At 61.4% G+C, this 18,415-nt stretch carries 12 protein-coding genes; 3 read left to right on the plus strand and 9 right to left on the minus strand.

The genetic code is table 11. The features are described from left to right. Positions 1-2: 2 nt before the first annotated feature. The 3 genes from GO014_RS01335 to GO014_RS01345 all read left to right on the plus strand — a co-directional run bounded on the left by GO014_RS01335 (position 3) and on the right by GO014_RS01345 (position 2,896). On the plus strand, positions 3-323 hold the full coding sequence (locus GO014_RS01335; protein WP_116589785.1) for an ArsR/SmtB family transcription factor: 321 nt from the start codon (positions 3-5) through the stop codon (positions 321-323). Continuing rightward, positions 323-2,218 carry an ABCB family ABC transporter ATP-binding protein/permease gene (locus GO014_RS01340; RefSeq protein WP_157288819.1) on the plus strand — a complete coding sequence of 632 codons (1,896 nt, stop codon included), beginning with the start codon at positions 323-325 and terminating at the stop codon, positions 2,216-2,218. The genes GO014_RS01335 and GO014_RS01340 overlap by 1 nt, the downstream gene beginning before the upstream one ends. Before the next feature lie 204 nt (positions 2,219-2,422). After that, a complete protein-coding gene (locus tag GO014_RS01345; protein WP_157288820.1) occupies positions 2,423-2,896 on the plus strand; it encodes a GNAT family N-acetyltransferase in 474 nt (157 codons plus the stop codon). 57 nt (positions 2,897-2,953) lie between these two features. Here the strand turns inward: GO014_RS01345 and GO014_RS01350 are convergent, their stop codons facing one another. The 9 genes from GO014_RS01350 to GO014_RS01390 all read right to left on the minus strand — a co-directional run bounded on the left by GO014_RS01350 (position 2,954) and on the right by GO014_RS01390 (position 18,084). Further along, on the minus strand, positions 2,954-6,289 hold the full coding sequence (locus tag GO014_RS01350; protein WP_116589788.1) for an efflux RND transporter permease subunit: 3,336 nt from the start codon (positions 6,287-6,289) through the stop codon (positions 2,954-2,956). An 11-nt stretch (positions 6,290-6,300) separates the two neighbouring features. Then, positions 6,301-7,566 (minus strand): efflux RND transporter periplasmic adaptor subunit, encoded by a 1,266-nt coding sequence (locus GO014_RS01355; protein WP_157288821.1) that lies wholly within the window; start codon positions 7,564-7,566, stop codon positions 6,301-6,303. Between the two features lie 17 nt (positions 7,567-7,583). After that, positions 7,584-8,132, minus strand: a complete 549-nt coding sequence (locus GO014_RS01360; protein ID WP_157288822.1) for a PadR family transcriptional regulator — start codon at positions 8,130-8,132, stop codon at positions 7,584-7,586. Positions 8,133-8,315: 183 nt separating this feature from the next. After that, the gene (gene cysQ / locus GO014_RS01365) at positions 8,316-9,137 is read right to left on the minus strand and encodes a 3'(2'),5'-bisphosphate nucleotidase CysQ (protein WP_157288823.1); all 822 of its coding nucleotides are present in this window, start codon (positions 9,135-9,137) and stop codon (positions 8,316-8,318) included. After that, on the minus strand, positions 9,137-10,012 hold the full coding sequence (gene nadC / locus GO014_RS01370) for a carboxylating nicotinate-nucleotide diphosphorylase (RefSeq protein WP_157288824.1): 876 nt from the start codon (positions 10,010-10,012) through the stop codon (positions 9,137-9,139). The genes cysQ and nadC overlap by 1 nt, the downstream gene beginning before the upstream one ends. A gap of 95 nt (positions 10,013-10,107) precedes the next feature. Then, entirely contained in the window at positions 10,108-10,893 is a 786-nt protein-coding gene (locus tag GO014_RS01375; protein ID WP_157288825.1) for an SDR family oxidoreductase, read from the minus strand. A 74-nt stretch (positions 10,894-10,967) separates the two neighbouring features. Continuing rightward, on the minus strand, positions 10,968-12,233 hold the full coding sequence (locus GO014_RS01380; RefSeq protein WP_157288826.1) for an AGE family epimerase/isomerase: 1,266 nt from the start codon (positions 12,231-12,233) through the stop codon (positions 10,968-10,970). A 142-nt stretch (positions 12,234-12,375) separates the two neighbouring features. Next, complete coding sequence (locus GO014_RS01385; RefSeq protein WP_157288827.1) at positions 12,376-13,323, minus strand: class 1 fructose-bisphosphatase; 948 nt, start codon at positions 13,321-13,323, stop codon at positions 12,376-12,378. Positions 13,324-13,410: 87 nt separating this feature from the next. Further along, positions 13,411-18,084: an NAD-glutamate dehydrogenase gene (locus GO014_RS01390; RefSeq protein ID WP_157288828.1), complete on the minus strand. Its 4,674-nt coding sequence runs from the start codon at positions 18,082-18,084 to the stop codon at positions 13,411-13,413. Between the last annotated feature and the right edge of the window lie 331 nt (positions 18,085-18,415).

Raw genomic sequence — 18,415 nt, forward strand, 5'->3', positions numbered from 1 at the left:
CCATGCATGATGATGACATTGCCAATACCATGCGCGCACTTGGGCATCCCGTACGGCTGGAAATTCTGCGCATCCTGGCGACCCAGCAGCAGGGTCAATGCTGCTGTGCCGATGTGACGGACAGCCTGACCCTGGCCCAGTCGACCGTATCCCAGCACATCAAGGTCCTGCTTGATGCAGGCCTGATCGAGCGCAAGCCGCATGGCACGCGCAATCGCTATTGTCTCCGCCATGACAGACTGGCCGAACTCGGTTCGGCCTTTGGCGGTCTCCTCAAGGGGCTGGCGCCCGTCGCCGCCAACAAGGAAACGGAACAGGCCTGATGGCTTCTGACAGCACTGAGAAGAAACCGTCCGTCAGCGCGGACGAAGGATCGGTATTTTCTACGGTTCGCAATCTCTGGTCCTACATGTGGCCGGATAATCGCCCCGATCTGAGATTGCGCGTGATCATGGCGCTGGCAGCGCTCTTGGCCAGCAAGGTCGCCACCACACTCATACCCTTCGCCTATAAGGGCATCATCGACAGCCTGGATGGTCCCGAGCCGGATCAGACCATTTTCCTGGGATTGGCAATCCCGCTGGTGTTGGTCATCGCCTATGTCCTGGGCAACATCATCGATGCCGGCTTCCAGCAATTGCGCGATGTCTGGTTCGCCAGTGTCGGCCAGCATGCCGTGCGCAAGCTGGCCTTGCAAACCTTTCATCACATGCACCGTCTGTCCCTGCGCTTCCACCTGCAGCGGCGCACAGGCGGCCTGTCCCGCGTCATCGAACGCGGCACCAAGGGCATCGAGACGGTGGTCCGTTTCGCCATGCTCAACATCGCCCCGACCATGGTCGAGTTCGTGGTGGTCGCCATCATCTTCGTCTGGCTGTTCGGTATCAGCTATCTCGGCGTGCTGGTGGTGATGATCTGGGGCTACCTCTATTTCACCATCAAGGCCTCGAACTGGCGCATTTCCATCCGCCGGGACATGAACGAGAGCGACACCGATGCCAACGGCAAGGCGATCGACAGCCTGCTCAACTTCGAAACGGTGAAGTATTTTGCCAATGAGGACATGGAGGCCAGGCGCTTCGATGGCGCGATGGAAGGCTATGAACGCTCGGCCATCCGCATCTGGACCTCGCTCGGCTTTCTCAATTTCGGCCAGGCCGTCATCTTCTATGGTGGCTTTCTTGTCATCTCCATCATGTCCATTCTCGGCGTCATGGATGGCACGCTGACTCTTGGCGATTTCGTCCTGCTCAACACCTTCCTGATGCAGATCTACCGTCCGCTCAACTTCATCGGCTTCGTCTATCGCGAGCTCCGTCAGGGCCTCACCGATATCGAAGAGATGTTCAAGCTGCTCGACCAGGATCCCGAAATCCAGGACAAACCAGGCGCCAAGGCGCTTGCCGTGACTGGTCCCGTCATCCGCTTTGAGGATGTCAGCTTCCACTACGATCCTGATCGCCCGATCCTGAAAGGCGTGAGCTTCGAGGTGCCTGCCGGCAAGACCGTCGCTATTGTCGGCCCCACCGGAGCGGGCAAGTCGACCATCTCGCGCCTGCTGTTCCGCTTCTATGACGTCACCGGTGGCCGCGTCACGATCGATGGGCAGGACCTGCGCGAGGTCGCCCAGGAAAGCCTGCGTTCGGCTATTGGCATGGTTCCGCAGGATACCGTGCTGTTCAACGATACCATCGGCTACAATATCGAATATGGCCGGCCGGGTGCCTCTGCAGAAGAGGTCAAGGAGGCTGCGCGTATGGCGCAGGTGGCCGGCTTTATCGAAACCTTGCCCAAGGGGTACGCCACTCCCGTAGGCGAGCGCGGCCTGAAACTCTCGGGCGGCGAAAAACAGCGCGTTGCAATTGCCCGAACCATACTCAAGTCGCCCTCGATCCTCATCCTCGATGAGGCCACTTCTGCCCTGGACACCAAAACCGAACGGGACATTCAGGCTGCGCTGGACGAGGTCTCGCGCAACCGAACCACCGTGGTTATTGCTCACCGCCTCTCCACGGTCGTCAATGCCGACGAAATCCTGGTGTTGCGGGACGGACAGATCGCCGAGCGCGGTGATCACGCCAACTTGCTGCAACAGGATGGGCTCTACGCCCAGATGTGGAACCGCCAGCGCGAAGCAAGTGAAGCTGCCGAACTTCTGGCCCGCACCCAGGACGACCCCGATGGCTTCGTCAAGCGCGGCACGCCAGCGGCGGAATAGCCGTCAGGTCAGCCCAGCGGCCACAACAGGCCTGGAACATCGCTATGCCGATGTCCCAGAACAATGAGCGCATCTTGTTGGCGTCAGTCCCATAGCTTAGCGTCAAGCCTGCGTGGGCCTAGCACAGATCCGCGCCGCCGCTCATTGCCCACCAGAGCTCGCACCTAGCGGCGTCGTCAGAGGCGTTTCGATGGGAGCAGCGTCATGACCGTATCGATCCGCAGGGCGAGTGACGAAGACAAAACCGCAATCGCCAATCTGATCCAGCTCTATCTGCACGACATGACGGAGTTTATGCCATTTCCCGTCGAGCTGGATGGGCGATTTGAATATGGCTTCCTCGACCGTTTCTGGCGCCACCCCTATTACATTATGTCTGGCGAAGAGATAGCAGGCTTCGCGCTGGTCATTGACGAATGCCCGCTGACTGGCCGAAAGCCGTGCTGGTTCATGGCGGAATTTTTCGTGCTACGCGCCTATCGGGGCAGGGGCGTCGGCCGGACGGCGCTCGACCTGGCGCTTGAAGCGCATCCCGGCGCCTGGCATATCGCTGTGCCCCACGCCAACGTTGCGGCCCAGAAATTCTGGCCCCGGGCGCTCGGCGGCAGGTTGGTGACGTCCCGCGACATCGCATTCGATGGTGACACCTGGACGCTGACAGCGTTCCAATCCCAATAGAAACACAAAAAAGGCCCGCATCGATGCGGGCCTTTCTCATAGACTGAAAAGATGTCTCTACTCGGCTGCATCTCTTCGGCTGACCACAGTCACGCCATTGGCTTGCTTCTCAGTCAACCCGGCATCCTTGGACACGATGTAGCGTTTCGAACTGTCTGCATCTTCAGGGATTTCCACGGCCATGCCGTCAAAGCCTGCCGGTGCCGCCTCTTCCTTCTGGCGGAAGGGGCTGGCGATCCAGGCGCCGACTGCAGCAAAGATCGATCCGAGCCAACGGATCTGGCTCCACATCACCGTGGGTGCGGTAATCATCACCGGCACCATTACCAAGGTCAGGGCCGTAGACAGGAACAGGCCTGAGACGAGGGCCGCCGAGAGGTGAACGAACCACGAGCCTGCAATACCGCCCACCACGACTTCGCGGCGGATGAAGTCGAACTCGACATTGGCCCACATCGGGATCACCCCCAGCGCCGTCAGGAATGCGGTCAACAACACCGGACGCACGCGCTGGCTTACGGTCAGCAGCATTGCCTTGACCGCTTCCACATTCTGATGCCGGTGGTAGTCGTTATAGGTGTCGATCAGCACAATGCCGTTCTTCACCACGATACCCGCCAGTGCCACGATGCCCAGCCCGGTCATGATCGCCGAGAAGGTCATTCCGGTGACCAGCATGCCCAGCAGCACGCCCGCCACAGACATCACAACGGTCATCAGCGTCACGAGTACCTGATAGAAGCTATTATACTCCAGCAGCAGAATGAAGGAGATGAGAACCAGCGCCATGATCATCGCCTGACCGATAAAGGCATTGGCGTCACCCATTTGCTCTTCGGCGCCGCCGAACTCAACGTTCACACGGTCGGGGAAGTCCTGCTGAGCGATCCAGGTCTGCAGTTCCTCCACCTTGTCGGCGGGATAGACGCCTTCAGGCAGGTTGGTCAGTCCTGCGGCCACGGCCATCGTGTAAACCTGGTTGCGTCGCTCGATATTGGCCACCTTGGGGACGGCGGTGCGTTCGATGAAGTTCGACACCGGCACCAGACCCTGGCTGGTCGCAATGCGCATGGAGTCGAGCGCGTCGAAGGTCCGTTCGTCTTCCGGCAAGCGTACGCGAATGTCGAGTTCGTCCCCGGTCCCGGCATCCCGGTAGGTGCCCAGCTTCACGCCGGAAGTCACCAACTGCACATAAGGAGCCAGTTCGCGCACGCCGATGCCATACTTGCCGGCCTCGGCGCGATCCACCTTGATCTCCCAGTCAATGCCGGGGGAGGGGCGGCCGTCTTCGGCGTCGACAACCTCCGGCCAGGTGGCCAGGTGATTGCGGATCGCGGTCACGACCGGCACAAGGTCGTTGTAATTGGTACTCTCAACGCGCAGGTTGATGTCCTTGCCGGCCGGAGGCCCGCTCTCGGCCGCCAACAACTGGATGTCCAGGCCAGCAAAGCCGGACACGCGCTCGCGGATATTGGCAAAGATCTCCGCGGCCGGAACACGATGGTTCCAGTTGGTCAGCTGTAGCTGGAAGTTGCCAATTGTGTCGGGCGGCATGGTACCGAAGGCGCCGGTCGTGCCGAACTGCATGATCACGTCCTGAATGCCCTGGACCTGCATCAGCTCGTTTTCAACTTCCACCAGCATGTCCCGGATTTCCTCGGGCGAGTAATTGCCCCGACCAACCACGGCAACCGTTGCGAATTCTGGCTCGGAGGCCGGGAAGGCTTCTGATCCGGTGGGATTGGTCGCGTAGGCCACAAAGATTGTGGCGATGACGCCGAAGCCGACTGCCAGAGTCGGCAGCGGCCAATGCAGCAGTTTCTCCATTGCGCGCACGTAGAACCCGGTCAGTCCACCCACCTTCCTGGAGTCGAACTTGTCCGGATACATCACGATGTCGGCCTTGGCCTTTTCCTTCTCATCAACACGTGTCGAGGCGATGATCGAACCGATCACCGGCATAAAGATCAGCGCCGAGATGAAGGAGGCGATCATGACGATGATCACGATCGTCGGCAAATAGCTCATGAACTTGCCGATAATGCCGGGCCAGAACAGCAGCGGCACAAAGGCGCCCAGGGTGGTCGCCGTAGCGCCCACAACGGGTACGAACATCTTGCGCATCGCCATGATGAAGGCTTCACGCTTGGGTACGCCTTCTTGCAATTTGCGTTCGGCATATTCGACCACCACCACTGGATCGTCGACGAGCACGCCCACAGCGATCACCAGGCCGAACATCACCATCATGTTAATCGTCATGCCCAGCCCCTGGGCAACCAGGAACGCCATCATGAATGAAAGCGGGATCGACATACCGATCATTACGGCCGGACGTACACCCAGCGTCGCCACACAGGTAATCAGAACCAAAGCGACTGCCGTCAGCACGGCCGCTTCAAGCGAGCGGAACAGCGCTGTGGTGGTTTCCGCCTGGTCGAGGAAGAACGAATAGCTCACCCCCGTTGGCCAATCCTTGGCAACCTCCGCGGTCACCGCCCGTACCTTGTCGGAAACATCGATGATGTTGGTGCCCGGCTTCTTGGACACACCCATGATCAGGGCAGGGGAGCCGTTGACGTGCGTATATTCGGTCGCATCGGCTAGGGTACGGGTAATAGTGGCCACGTCGCCGAACGTTACGATGGTATTGCCATCGGTCTTGAGGGGCAGGCTGAAAACGTCTTCGGCCGTGGTGATCAAGCCCGGCACTTCGACATTGAACGAGCCCTGTCCGGTATTCAGCGTGCCGCCGGCCACCACCATATTGTTGCGCGACAGCGCGTCAAAGAGCTGGTTCGCGGTCAAGCCATAGGCCTCAAGCCGAAGCAGGTCGACCCGAACTTCGAGCTGCTCCTTGCGTGCGCCCGAAAGCACGGCCTCCCGGATCTCGGGAATGGCTTCGATGGCGTCCTGCAACAACTCGGCGCGCCGGACGAGTTCCTTTTCCGGCGCCGAACCATAGACGGCAACCGACATGACCGGACCGATGAAGTCGATTTCCGAGACGGTCGGATCGTTTGCGTCATCCGGCAGAGCGGCGCGCAAGGCGTCCATGCGGGCACGAGTGTCCTGCAGGGCCTTGTCCTTGTCGGTATTGATGTCGAACTCAAGCAGAACCGAGGCGTGGCCGGTTGTCGATGTGGTTGTGATGTTCTGCAGGCCCGGCAGGCCCGCCAGTTCATCTTCCGCCGGCTTGGCGAGCAGGTTCTCCGCATCGCGGGGCGAAACACCCGACTGGCTGATCGAGACATAAAGATAGGGAATGTCGATGGCGGGAAAACTCTCCTTGGGCAGGGAGAGGTAGGCCAATGTACCGCCGCCTAGAACGACGACCATGATCGTCAGGACGACCCGCGGCATCCTGAGGATTTTTTCGATAAAATCGAGCATGGCTTGCGTCCCTAGCTGGCAGCAGTTTCGGCGGACTGATCGGTCGGGCTGGCTTCAACGGCCTGCCCGGAATTCACGTTTTCCTGGCCTACGGTAATCACGTCGGAAACCAGTGGCAGACCGGTAACCCACACCCCCTCGCGCGTGTCGCTCACAATGGTAATCGGGTAGAAAGCGACCACACCGTCTTCCACCGTGCGCACACCCAACACGCCTTCATCATCCAGAGTCAGGACAGACTGTGGCAGCAGATGGCCGGGCGCGGTGCCGATATTCACGATCGCCTCAGCGGTTACCCCGTCGCGAATGGTGAAGTCATCGTTGGCAATTTCGATCTCAGCGGGGAATGCACGGGTCGCATTGTCTGCGACCGCTGATACATAGGTCACCTGTCCCGAAACGCTGTGGCCGGTTACAGTCGTGATTGTTGCTTCAAGACCCGTCTTGGCCAGACCGATATGGGCCTCTGGCACCATGCCGGTGAAAACGATCGGGTTGAGTTGCACGATGGTGGCGCAAGGTGCTCCAGCATTGAGCATTGAACCCGCTACCGCAACTGGATCCTGCACCAGCCCCGCGACCTTGGCGACGATCTCTGTTCGTTCCAGTTCTGCCTCGGCGTTGTCCAGACCGGCTTTGGCCTGGCTTACGCCTGCCTTGGCCTGAGCCAGCGCGACTTCAACCGCATTGGCAGTATTGGCAGCGGCCAATCCGCGATCGCGCAGATCGACATTGGTGTCAAAATTCAATTGTGCCTGTGCCAGGGCCGCCTCGGCCTGTGCCAGCCCCGCTTCTGCCTGGGCCACAGCCGCGACGCGTGTTCCCTGGTCGAGCGTACACAGCGGATCGCCCACCTCGACGCGCTGCCCTTTGGTGACATGCACGACGTCTACAGCGCCTGAGGTTTCGGCGACGGCCGTGACAGTAGCCTTGGCCTGGGTGCGTCCGCGCAGTGGCACCTCTATGGGCATCGCTGCAGCCGTGAACCGTTGGGTGCGCACGCTTTGCAGCGGCGCGCCAGATCCGGTCGTCGCTTCATTTCGTTGCGCGATTGTCAGCGCCGGATCGACTTCAGGTCCATTGTGCTCGGCCAGCACCCCTGCATCGGCCAGGGTGGTCGCAATCGGACCATGATCTTCGCCCTCGATCATGGCGATGATCGGCGTCTCGCCATTGCCAGGTCCCTGGCCGCCCTGAACCAGGGTTCCAGTTGCCAGCCAGCCACCGGCAAGAAGCAGGATGACGACGGCCAAACCATAGGAGAACAGTGCACGCATAAAGTTTATCTCGCCCCTTATTCTGCCGCGTCTTCGCGTGGCTCGGCTCGCGCCATTGTGATTAGTTCGTGCATATGGGTGCGCAAATGTTGTTCCGCAACCTCCAATACTGCACGTCCGTAGTTGATGACCCACATATCTGCTGCATTGCAGCTATGCTCTTTGGGTGCCTGTTCCACTTTCTTGAGATCCTCGGCCGTTCTTTCGAGAAACTCATTGCAACGCAGCTCGACCAGATCGCGCGGCAGGATGTGCGCAAATCGCGCAAAGAGCAGGAAGGGGCTGCGGAACACGTCTTCGCCCAGCGGCTCGCTGAGTTCGGCCGCAAAAGCGGCCTTTCCTGCTTCGGTGATCGAATAGACCTTGCGCGCAGGCTTGCCGGCCTGTTGCTCGGTGCGGCTAGACACCAGGCCATCATCTTCCAGGCGGGCAAGCGCGGGATAAATCGAGCCATAGCTGGCTTCGACGAAATAGGCGAAATTGCCTTCCGTACACATCCGGCGAATATCGTATCCGCTGGCCTCTTCGTCATAGAGAATGGAGAGGCATAGAGTCCTGACGTTCATGCGCGCGTTCCTCTGGCCATATTCTGGTCCGATATATGATCGGCCTATATATGGCTCCGGCACCTGCTGCAAGCCAAACGGCAGAGAACGTCGTGCAGATCAGTTGACCGCTGATTGCATGTCTGAGATTGGCTCAAGGCCAGCCAAAGGGTTTCGGGACCTAGCAGGCTTGCCGGACCGCATTCACAATTCGATGAGGCGCCGCATTTCGCTGGCCCCGGTCTGCGCAAGCTCCAGGCTGGCCGCCGCGACAAAATAGGGATTGAGGAACTTCATCTCCCTCTTGCCGTAGCGCATCGGGGCGCCATCCAGTGTGAGAACAGCGCCGCCCGCTGCTTCAAGCACGGCCTGCCCGGCGGCGGTATCCCATTCGCAAGTCGGGGTAAATCGGGGGTAGAGTTGCGCATCCCCGCGCGCCAGCAGACAGAACTTGAGCGATGAGCCCACCGACACATCGCTGTCCACGTCCAGTGTGTGGCAAAGCTGCGCAAGGGCCGCATGACCATGGCTGCGGCTGGCGACAATCTTGGGACGCTGCGACAGCCCTACCTTGATGGCTTCGCGCCCTGCCACAACGCCATTTGCAATCTTGCCGGCCCAGGCACCATCCGCGTCACCCACGAAGATTTCGCCGCTGGCGGGTGCGAGCACGACCCCCATCACCGGCCGGCCCTGCTCGACCAGCGCAATATTGACGGTAAACTCGCCATTGCGCTTGATGAATTCCTTGGTGCCATCCAGCGGATCTACGACGAAATAGCGTTCGCCCAGTTGGGGGATGATCCCCGCAGCAACGCTCTCTTCACCCAGCATCGGCAGGCCGGTAATCTTCAAGTGCTCGATTATAATCGCCTCGGCCGCTGCATCGGCCTCGGTTACCGGCGAGCCGTCATCCTTGGTCACCACATGGATCGGCCGGTCATAGACCGCGCAGATCACCCCTGCCGCGGCGATCGCGGCATTGACGGCAATATCGGTCAATGACAGGGCAGGGGCCTCGGACATCATGCCTCTCGTCCCGCTCGAATAACCACGTCGAGTCCCAGATCGAGCGGCGTCGCACCCATGGTGATCTGGCTCGTGGAGATGAAGTCCACACCGGTCTCGGCGATGGCCCGCACCCGGTCCAGCTTTACGCCGCCCGACGCTTCCAGTTTCGCCCGGCCACCATTGATCGCCACGGCCTCGCGCAGGGTGTCATTGTCCATATTGTCCAGCATGATGATCCGGGCCCCGGCCTCCAGCGCTTCTTGAAGTTCCGCCAGCGTTGTCACTTCGATCTCGATGGCGACCAGGTGCCCGGCATAGGCTTCGGCTGCCTTGTAGGCCGCAGCCACGCTGCCGGCGACAGCGATGTGATTATCCTTGATCAGGATAGCGTCATTGAGCGCAAAGCGGTGATTGGCGCCGCCGCCACAGCGCACGGCATATTTCTCGAAGGCACGCAGACCGGGGGTGGTCTTGCGGGTGTCGCAGATCATGGCGCCCGTTCCCGCGACGGCGTCGGCATAGCGCCGGGTCTGGGTTGCGATCCCGCTCAGGTGGTTCAGGAAATTCAGCGCCACCCGCTCGCCTGACATGACAAGTCGTGCCGGACCGGAAATCTCTGCGACGGTACCGCGGACCTCGACGCGATCACCATCGGCAAGCTTGGCTGAAAAGATGACGCCGTCGCCCACCAGCCGGAAGGCCGCAGCGGCAAGTTCGAGACCCGCAATCACACCCGCTTCACGTGCCGAAAGCGTGGCAGTGGCCCAGGCGTCCGGCGCCAGCGTTGCCTGGCTGGTCAGGTCACCCGCCAGCCCCAGATCTTCCTCCAGCGCCGCTGTGACAGCACGTTCAATCGACAGGCGAGACAGTTGAGGGGGAAGGGCGGTCATGACGCGTCACCGATAACAAGGGCTGGCCCGTCATGTACGACGCAGGCTGGGAGCTGACAACAGCGCCAAGGGGTACGCTTTTGTGTCTCAGCCGCCTAACGCAGCAAACTCTGCCCTCCATCGATCCACACCGGGCTGCCCGTGACGTGCCGCGCCGCATCGGAAACCAAAAAGGCGATGACATCGGCCACATCGCCAGGTTTGCCTTTTGCACCTTCGGTCAGCGGGATATCGCCCTCGGGAAAATGCAGCGGAATCCCGGCTTCCTCGCTTTCGCGATGTTCTGTGCTGTCCTCGATGTCGCTTTCGATCGCGCCGGGGCAGACAGCATTGATGCGGATCTTCTTCTGACCCAATTCAAGCGCCAACTGCTTGACCATCGCTAATTGGCCCGCCTTGGTTGCGCTGTAGGCAGTTGCGCCCGGGGAGGTGAAAGTGCGCGTCCCGTTGATCGAGGAGACCACCACAATGGCCCCGCCGCCAGCTGCCTCCAGCGCCGGCACGGCGTGATGAATCGTCAGGAAGGTGCCGCGCAGATTGACAGCAATGGTCTTGTCCCATTCCTCGGGCGCCAGGTCTTCAATGGGCGCCCACACTCCATTAATGCCGGCATTGGCCACGACGATGTCGAGTCGCCCGAAATGCCCAAGGATCTCGGCAATCAGCGCCTTCATCCCGGCGTCATCGGTGATGTCGCAGGTCGCCGCCCTGGCTTTGCCCCCGGCGTGCTCGATCTCGGCAGCAGTGGCCTCAACCTCATCGCGGGTGCGGCTGATGGCAATGACGGTCGCCCCGTCACGCCCCAGTCTGAGTGCTGTCGCTTTGCCGATGCCGGAGCCAGCGCCCGTGACCAGTGCGACCTTGCCGTCCAAAATTGCCATTGCCCATTCTCCATTTTGCTTTGGGGGCAACGCGGCAGACAGGCATTGGTTGAGTTCGGGTGTGACGAACGCGGTTAGAGCCGCTTGGGGTGATCGGCCTCGATAATCCCATGCGTGAGGCTGCCGGTCACCGGGTAGAGCGGGATCAAGCAGGCCTGCAGGGCGTGGTAAAGGTCGGGCTTGCCCACAAACAGACGCGAGGTCGGCACCAGTTGCTCAGTCAACTCGCTGTGCCATCCGCCGCGCTCGTGGTCGATCACATGGTTCTCGGCAAAGTCCCAGAGTCTCCGATACCAGAGCTGGTAATAATCGTCCTTGTCGTAGGCGCCGATATAGGCTGCCGCACCAATCGCCTCGGCCACCGGCCACCACAGCTTCTCGCGCATGATCGGCTGGTTGTTCCAGTCCAGCGTATAGAAAAAGCCACCATGCACCTTGTCCCAACCAAGCTCGATGGCCTGCCGGAACAGTCCACGGGCTGACTCGGTCATCCAGCTATGCTCCTTGCGGCACAGTACGAAGAGCTGGAACAAGAGGCGCGACCATTCCAGCGCGTGCCCCGGCGTCGTGCCGGACGGCCGGAACATCTCCGAGCCGAGATAGTCCTTGTCCAGGCTCCAGTCCTCGTGGAAATGCTCGGCCACCCGATACTCGAGCCTGGCCGCATTGCGGTTGATGATCAGGTCGGCGATCCGGGTCGCCTTCTTGAGATATTCGGTCTCCCCCGTGGCCTCATAGGCGGCCATCAGCGCTTCGGTCAGGTGCATGTTCGAGTTCTGGCCGCGATAAGTGCTGATCTGCCGCCAGTCATTGCCGAATTCTTCGCGCACCGCGCCGACCTTCTTGTCCCAGAAGCGTTTCTCGATCACTTCGGTAGCGTCGGCGATCACCTGATCGGCCAGGGGATGTCCCACCAGCTTGGCGCTCGCGCCAGCCAGCAGTACGAAGGCATGGCCATAGGCCTGCTTGCTGTCATCCACATAGCCATCGTCATCCAGCGACCAGACATAGCCGCCATGCCGCTGGTCGCGATGTTTCTCCCAAAGATAGCGCATGCCGTGGTCGACGATCTCGTCCGAGCCGGGCCGCCCGATCAGGCTGCCGATCGTGGCGCAGTGGATCATGCGTGTCGTGACATGCACCTGCCGCAACCCGTTTTCGGGTGAAAGCGGCTGGCCATCATCGGACAGTTCGAAGAACCCGCCCTTGGTGTTGATAGACGACGCTTCGAAAAAGTCGAACAGCCGGCTGGCCTGCGTCATCAGATATTGCCGGTGAAACGGTCGGCTTTGCCAGGCACCCCAATTGGTTTCGGGCAGGCGGTTGGGGTCGTTGGTCATGCTGGCTCCTCCCGGCCGGGTCAATGGCCGGCCTCGTTCGGCAGGGGTTCTACAGAAACTGTGAGAACGTTGCAATTCCAGAGACGTGCCGTGCGCAATCCACAATTCTCATAGGGGGCAGAACGCAGGGGCGCTTCGTCGCCTACTCCCGCTCATACCACTCTTCAACCCGCTTCACCTCGTCGGCCGACCCCAGAATGACGGGCACGCGCTGATGTATGTCGACGGGTTCGACCTCAAGAATATCCTGGGTCCCAGTCGTCGAGCGCCCGCCGGCGCCTTGTACTAGCCAGGCCATCGGATTGGCCTCATAAAGCAGCCGCAGGCGCCCGCCTTTGGTGACGGTCTCGCTGTCGAGCGGATAGAGGAAAACGCCGCCCCGCATCAGGATGCGATGGACATCGGCGACCATTGAGCCCACCCACCGCATGTTGTAGCGCTTGCCGGCGGGGCCGGTTTCGCCTGCGATATTCTCGCGCACGTAACCAGTCGTTGCCGCATCCCAGAAGCGTTCGCGCGCCGTGTTGATGGCAAACTCTCCCGAGGCGGCCGGCACCTTGGCGTCGGCCACTGTCTGCACCCATTCGCCCCGGTCACTGAGATTAAAGATGCTGGTCGGCCCCTCGATCCGCACCACCAGGCTCGTCGCCGGCCCATAGGCAACATAGCCGGCGGCCAATTGTGCCCGCCCCTTCTGCAGCGGTCCGCCCGCGTTGGCCAGAACCGAAAAAATTGTTCCAACAGTAACATTTAGGTCGAGATTTGAAGATCCATCCAAGGGGTCGGTGGCCACAATCAGCCGGCCCTGACTCGATAGTTCAACGGCTTCATCCAGCTCTTCTGACACCAGAATCGAAATGGCCGCATTTGCTTCCAAGTGATTCAAAACAATGTCGTTTGAGATCACATCGAGTGCCTTTTGCGCCTCGCCCTGCACATTGTCCGATCCCGCCAGCCCGGTCTGCCCGGCAATGGGAGCCTCGCGCAGCACGGCAGCGATTTCCGCCCCTGCCGCGGCCATCGACAATATGGCCTTGCCGAGATCGGCATCGTCTGTCTGCGCGCTTAGCCATTGGGCGAGGTCGGTCATCTTCGGGTCTCCATCTGCTGATGCCAACATCGGCAATTGGCGCAACCATACAAGGCAGACTTTCGGGTGAGGAGCAAAGGCGCGCCGCTACGCTTCCCTTGCCAGATCTGTCAGCAGGCCAGCTGCAACGCTCAGACGCGACACAGTAATGCCGCCCTCTGTCAGTTCCTTGACCGCCGCCACAGACCGCGCCAGCCCGACCGACCGCTGCGCCACGAAGTCATCGACACTCCCTGCGACCAGAACATCGGCGGCCAGGTCGCGCAGTGCGCGCATCAGATTGGCCAATGCCCGGTCCAGCGCCATGCGGTCAAACCGGTCACCCAGAACAATGGCGCGGCCATCCTCGATAATGCGGAACAGGTCGAACAATCCAGCCACGCCAAAATAGGCCTTGGCTGCCCTGAGCACATCCACATTGCCGCGCTCTGCCACAAGCACAATGTCACTGGCATGGCTGAGGAATGGCAGGGCGCCAATGCGTTGCGCCAAGGCCTCGGGAACCCCATGCTTCGTCAACCCGCTGATCCGCACGTCAAGCGCCTGGCGTTGATCCTCGGGCAACAGGCCTTCGGCAGCAGCCAGCTGCGCCACCCCGTCTCGATGCCGCTCCACGAGTTCGGACAGCCCCCTGGTGACCGAGGCATTACGCAGGAACCACAATACCTCCTGGCGCAGCAGCGCTTCCACCTGCGCGTAGAGCGCCAATTGCACCGAGCCGGACAGGGTACCGTCCAGCGCATCGATCTGTGCGTTGAGACTGCGCAGCCCATACGCGTCGCGCACCGCTGCATAGGCCAGGGCCACTTCGCCGGCGCTGGCACTGGTCGCTGCCGTGAGTTCGGAGACGAATGCGGGCCCGCCGCGATTGATCATGGCATTGGCCAGCACCGTGGCGATCACTTCTCGCTTCAGCCGGTGCGCCTGGACCTGCTCGGGGTAGCCCTTGTGCAGGGTTTCCGGGAAGTAGCGGAGCAGCTCCTCGGCCAGATAAGGCTCATCGATGGCGGTGCCCGCCAGCAGGTCATCGAACAGCGTCAACTTGGCGTAGGCCAGGATCACGGCAAGCTCGGGCCGAACCAGGCCCCGACCTTCGGCGGCCCTGGCATCCAGCGTGGCATCATTGGGCAGGAACTCGACGGCCCGGTTCAGCAGGCCACGCTGCTCAAGCCCCTCGATCAACACGCGATGGTCGGGCAACTCGGCCAGTCCCGCGCGCTCGGCCAGCGATATGGCCAGCGTCTGCAAGTAGTTGTTGCGCAGGCAAAGAGCTGCCACTTCCTCGGTCATCGACGCCAGGAAAGCGTTGCGCTCGGCCATCGGTAGAGTGCCCGAAGCCACCACAGAGGCCAAGGCGATCTTGATATTGACTTCAAGGTCCGAGGAATTCACCCCGGCCGAATTGTCGATGGCGTCCGTGTTGATGCGTCCGCCGCTCAGCGCATAGGCAATGCGTCCGCGCTGGGTCACGCCCAGATTGGCGCCTTCGCCAACCACCTTGGCGCGTACCTGATCCGCCGTGACGCGGATCGCATCATTGGCACGGTCGCCCACCTTGGCGTCGTCCTCGTCACTCGCCTTGATATAGGTGCCGATACCCCCGAACCAGAGCAGGTCCACCTGGGCCATCAGAATCGCCCGGATGATCTCGGCGGGCGGCGCCGCATCCTTTTCCAGCCCGAGAATTGCCTGCATTTGGGGGCTGAGCGGGATGGATTTCAGCGACCGCGAAAACACCCCGCCGCCCTCGGATATCAGCCCCTTGTCGTAATCCTGCCAGCTCGACCGCGGCAGCCGGAACAATCGCTCGCGCTCGGCAAAGCTGGCCGCAGCATCCGGATCCGGATCGATGAAAATGTCCCGGTGGTCGAACGCTGCGACCAGCCGGATCTCGCGGCTGAGCAACATGCCATTGCCGAACACATCGCCGCTCATGTCGCCGACGCCGACAACGGTGAACGGCTCTTTCTGAATATCGCAATCCATCTCGCGGAAGTGGCGCTTCACTGCCTCCCAGCCGCCACGCGCGGTAATGCCCATCTTCTTGTGGTCATAGCCCGCCGAGCCGCCCGAGGCGAAGGCGTCGCCCAGCCAGAAACCGCGCGCCGTGGCAATGCCATTGGCAATGTCTGAAAAGCTTGCCGTGCCCTTGTCGGCCGCGACCACCAGATAGGGATCGTCGCCGTCGCGCCGGACCACATCGGCCGGCGGTACCACAACGCCATCAACCAGATTATCGGTCACGTCCAGCAGCGCACCGATGAAGACCTTATAGCTGTCCCGGCCTTCCTCCAGCCAGGCCTCGCGCGCCATGCCTGCCGTCAGGTGCTTGGGCACGAACCCACCCTTCGCCCCAACCGGCACAATCACTGCGTTCTTGACCTGTTGCGCCTTGACTAGGCCCAGCACTTCGGTGCGGAAATCCTCGGGCCGGTCCGACCAGCGCAGCCCGCCGCGGGCAATGGCGCCAAATCTGAGATGCACCCCTTCCACGCGCGGCGAATAGACCGAGATTTCCCGATAAGGCCGGGGCTCGACCATGCCCTCTACCTTGTGGCTGTCGAACTTGATGGCGAGTGCGGCCCGCCTGTCGCCGTTTTCGTCACGTTGCCAGGCATTGGTGCGCACTGATGCCTCGATCAGGTTCCAGAAGCGCCGAACTATCGTGTCTTCGTCAAGCGAAGTAATCTGGTCGAGCGCTGCCACAATGGCCGCGCACGCGTCCTCGGCGGCATGCTCGCGGTCGATCAGCTCAGGATCGTGCAGTGCATCGAACAAGGCCACCAGCGCCTGCGCGGCCGACCGCTGCGTCACCATGGCCCTGGCGATGTATCGCTGTGAATGGGAGGTGCCTACCTGACGCAAATAGCGCGACAAGGCGCGTAGCAGGGCAGCGTCGCTCCACTCCAGATCCGCCAGGGTCACCAGCGCGTTGAGCTGGTCGCTCTCGGCCTGACCCATCCATACGGCCAGCAGCCCCGCTTCAACCGCACCGGCGCGCGCCAGGACGTCAATGCCGCCGTCCTCGTTCAATTCGAGCACCATGTCGTGCAGATAGCGCTCGACCCCATCGCGCGGCACGATGGTGTAGGTGCGCTCGTCGATCACCCGGAAGCCGAAATGCTCCAGCATCGGCACCCGATCCGACAGCGGAATGGCGGTGCCTTCATGGTAGAATTTGAGGCCCAGCGCCCCGTCCGTGCCGGTACGCCTGACCAGGCGAATGGCCACACCGTCATCGCCCAGGCCTTCGAACACGGCGATGTCGCGCAATGCGTCCTGGGCATCATTGCGACTCTGATAGGCGCCGGAAAAGGCCTGTTTCCAGTCGCTGACCGCCGCCTGTTCTGTGGCCGCCGCCATCAGCATGTCGGAAAAATCATGCGTCAGGGCCTCAACGCCTGTCTCCAGCGCACGCCGGTCGGGCTGGGGCGTTGCGCCGCCATTGCGCCCGATGATCACATGCAGCCGCACCAGGTCCCCCTCCGGGAAGTGCGGGTAGTAGGCCGAAACGCGCCCATCATAGAGATCGGCGAGATATTGGGTGATCCGGGCGCGAACCGCGCCGTCATAGCGGTCGCGCGGCACATAGACGAGAATGGAGACGAAATTGTCGAACCGGTCGATCCTCGGCAACACCCGCACGCGGGGGCGGTCATAAAGCCCGGCGATGGCGCCGGCGAATTCAGCGAGTTGCTGGGTATCTATCTGGAACAGCTCATCCCGTGGATAGCTGTCCAGCGCCCCCAGCAGAGTGCGGCCGGCATGTCCCAGCGGATCGACACCAGACTGGCGCATCACATCGGCAATCTTGCGCCGGATGATCGGCACGTCAGTGTGCGGGGTTGCCAGCGCTTGGGCGGTATAGTGGCCCACTACGCGCAGTTCGCCACTCGCCACCCCTGTCGCGTCGTATAGTTTGATCCCCACATAATCCAAATGGGTGCGCCTGTGCACGCGGGCACGGACATTGGCCTTGGTGACGAGCAGGGGCTCGGGGCCTTCGACGAAATCCACCAGTTGCGGCGTGCTTTCCACATAGTGCGGACCGCTGCGCAGGACCTTCAGGTCTTCGTCGCGCAATATGCCCAGCCCGGTGCCGGCCACCGGCTGCAAGGCATCATCGTCCAGGCGGTATTCCCGGCATCCGAGAAAGGTGAAATTGTGCTCGATCAGCCATTCGATGAACCTTTCAGGCTCATCGCGATGCACGGCCTTGAGCTGCCCCAGGCCTTCGGATGCGCGCCGCACGCGCTCCAGCATCGGTTGCCAGTCGGCGACGGCGCGCGCCACCTCTAGCAGCGTTGCCTGCATTTCTTCGACCAGCGCATCGGCGTCGGCGACTGGATCGCTTTGAATATGCAGCATGCTGACGCTCTCGCCCCCCTGGGGCACGACGGCGCCATTGGCAACGTGCAGCACAGGATGGGCAAACATCCGGATCGTGCCGCCCATGGCCCGCAAAGCGGCCAGGGCACTGTCCACGATGAACGGCATGTCCGGGCAGACAATGTCGAGCATCAGAGCTTCGCCCGGACCGGCAGGGGCGGTGGTTGCAACTCGGGTGGCGCCTTGTGGAGTCGCGATCAGCCGCTCATGGCTGGTGGTCAGCGCGGCAATCAGCGCATCGCCGTCCTGGCGCTCCAGATCGTCCGCGTCGGCAGCAGAAATCGCCGCAACGAGGAGACGCTGCAGGCTGTCATTGCCCGCCGACTTTGCTTTTGCCAGCTCCAGCAATCCCGCCTTGACCGTTGTCGTCATCCCAAGCTTCCCCCGTGACTCGCAGCCCTACCTTATGCACCTCTGATGACAGTGTCTGCACCGCCAAGGTTGGTGTTCGAAGTGTCTCCTTCGCGAGCGCAGTTCAGCACAGCATTTCATTGGAACGTCATAATTGGGCAATTCGTTTCCCTACATCTCATCGGAACGATGCGTTTACCACTTGTTAAACTCTACCGATCTGATAGACTTAGTGCAGTTTCGAAAGCAGGATCCTCCATGCCCAAACTGTCCCATTATGTTTCCTATGTCGGTCTGGCCGCGGCCTTGCTGTTCGGCTTCTTGGTGACCGTTCACGCCGGAGCCATGTTCG

Source organism: Devosia marina (assembly GCF_009758415.1).
Taxonomy (GTDB): domain Bacteria; phylum Pseudomonadota; class Alphaproteobacteria; order Rhizobiales; family Devosiaceae; genus Devosia; species Devosia marina.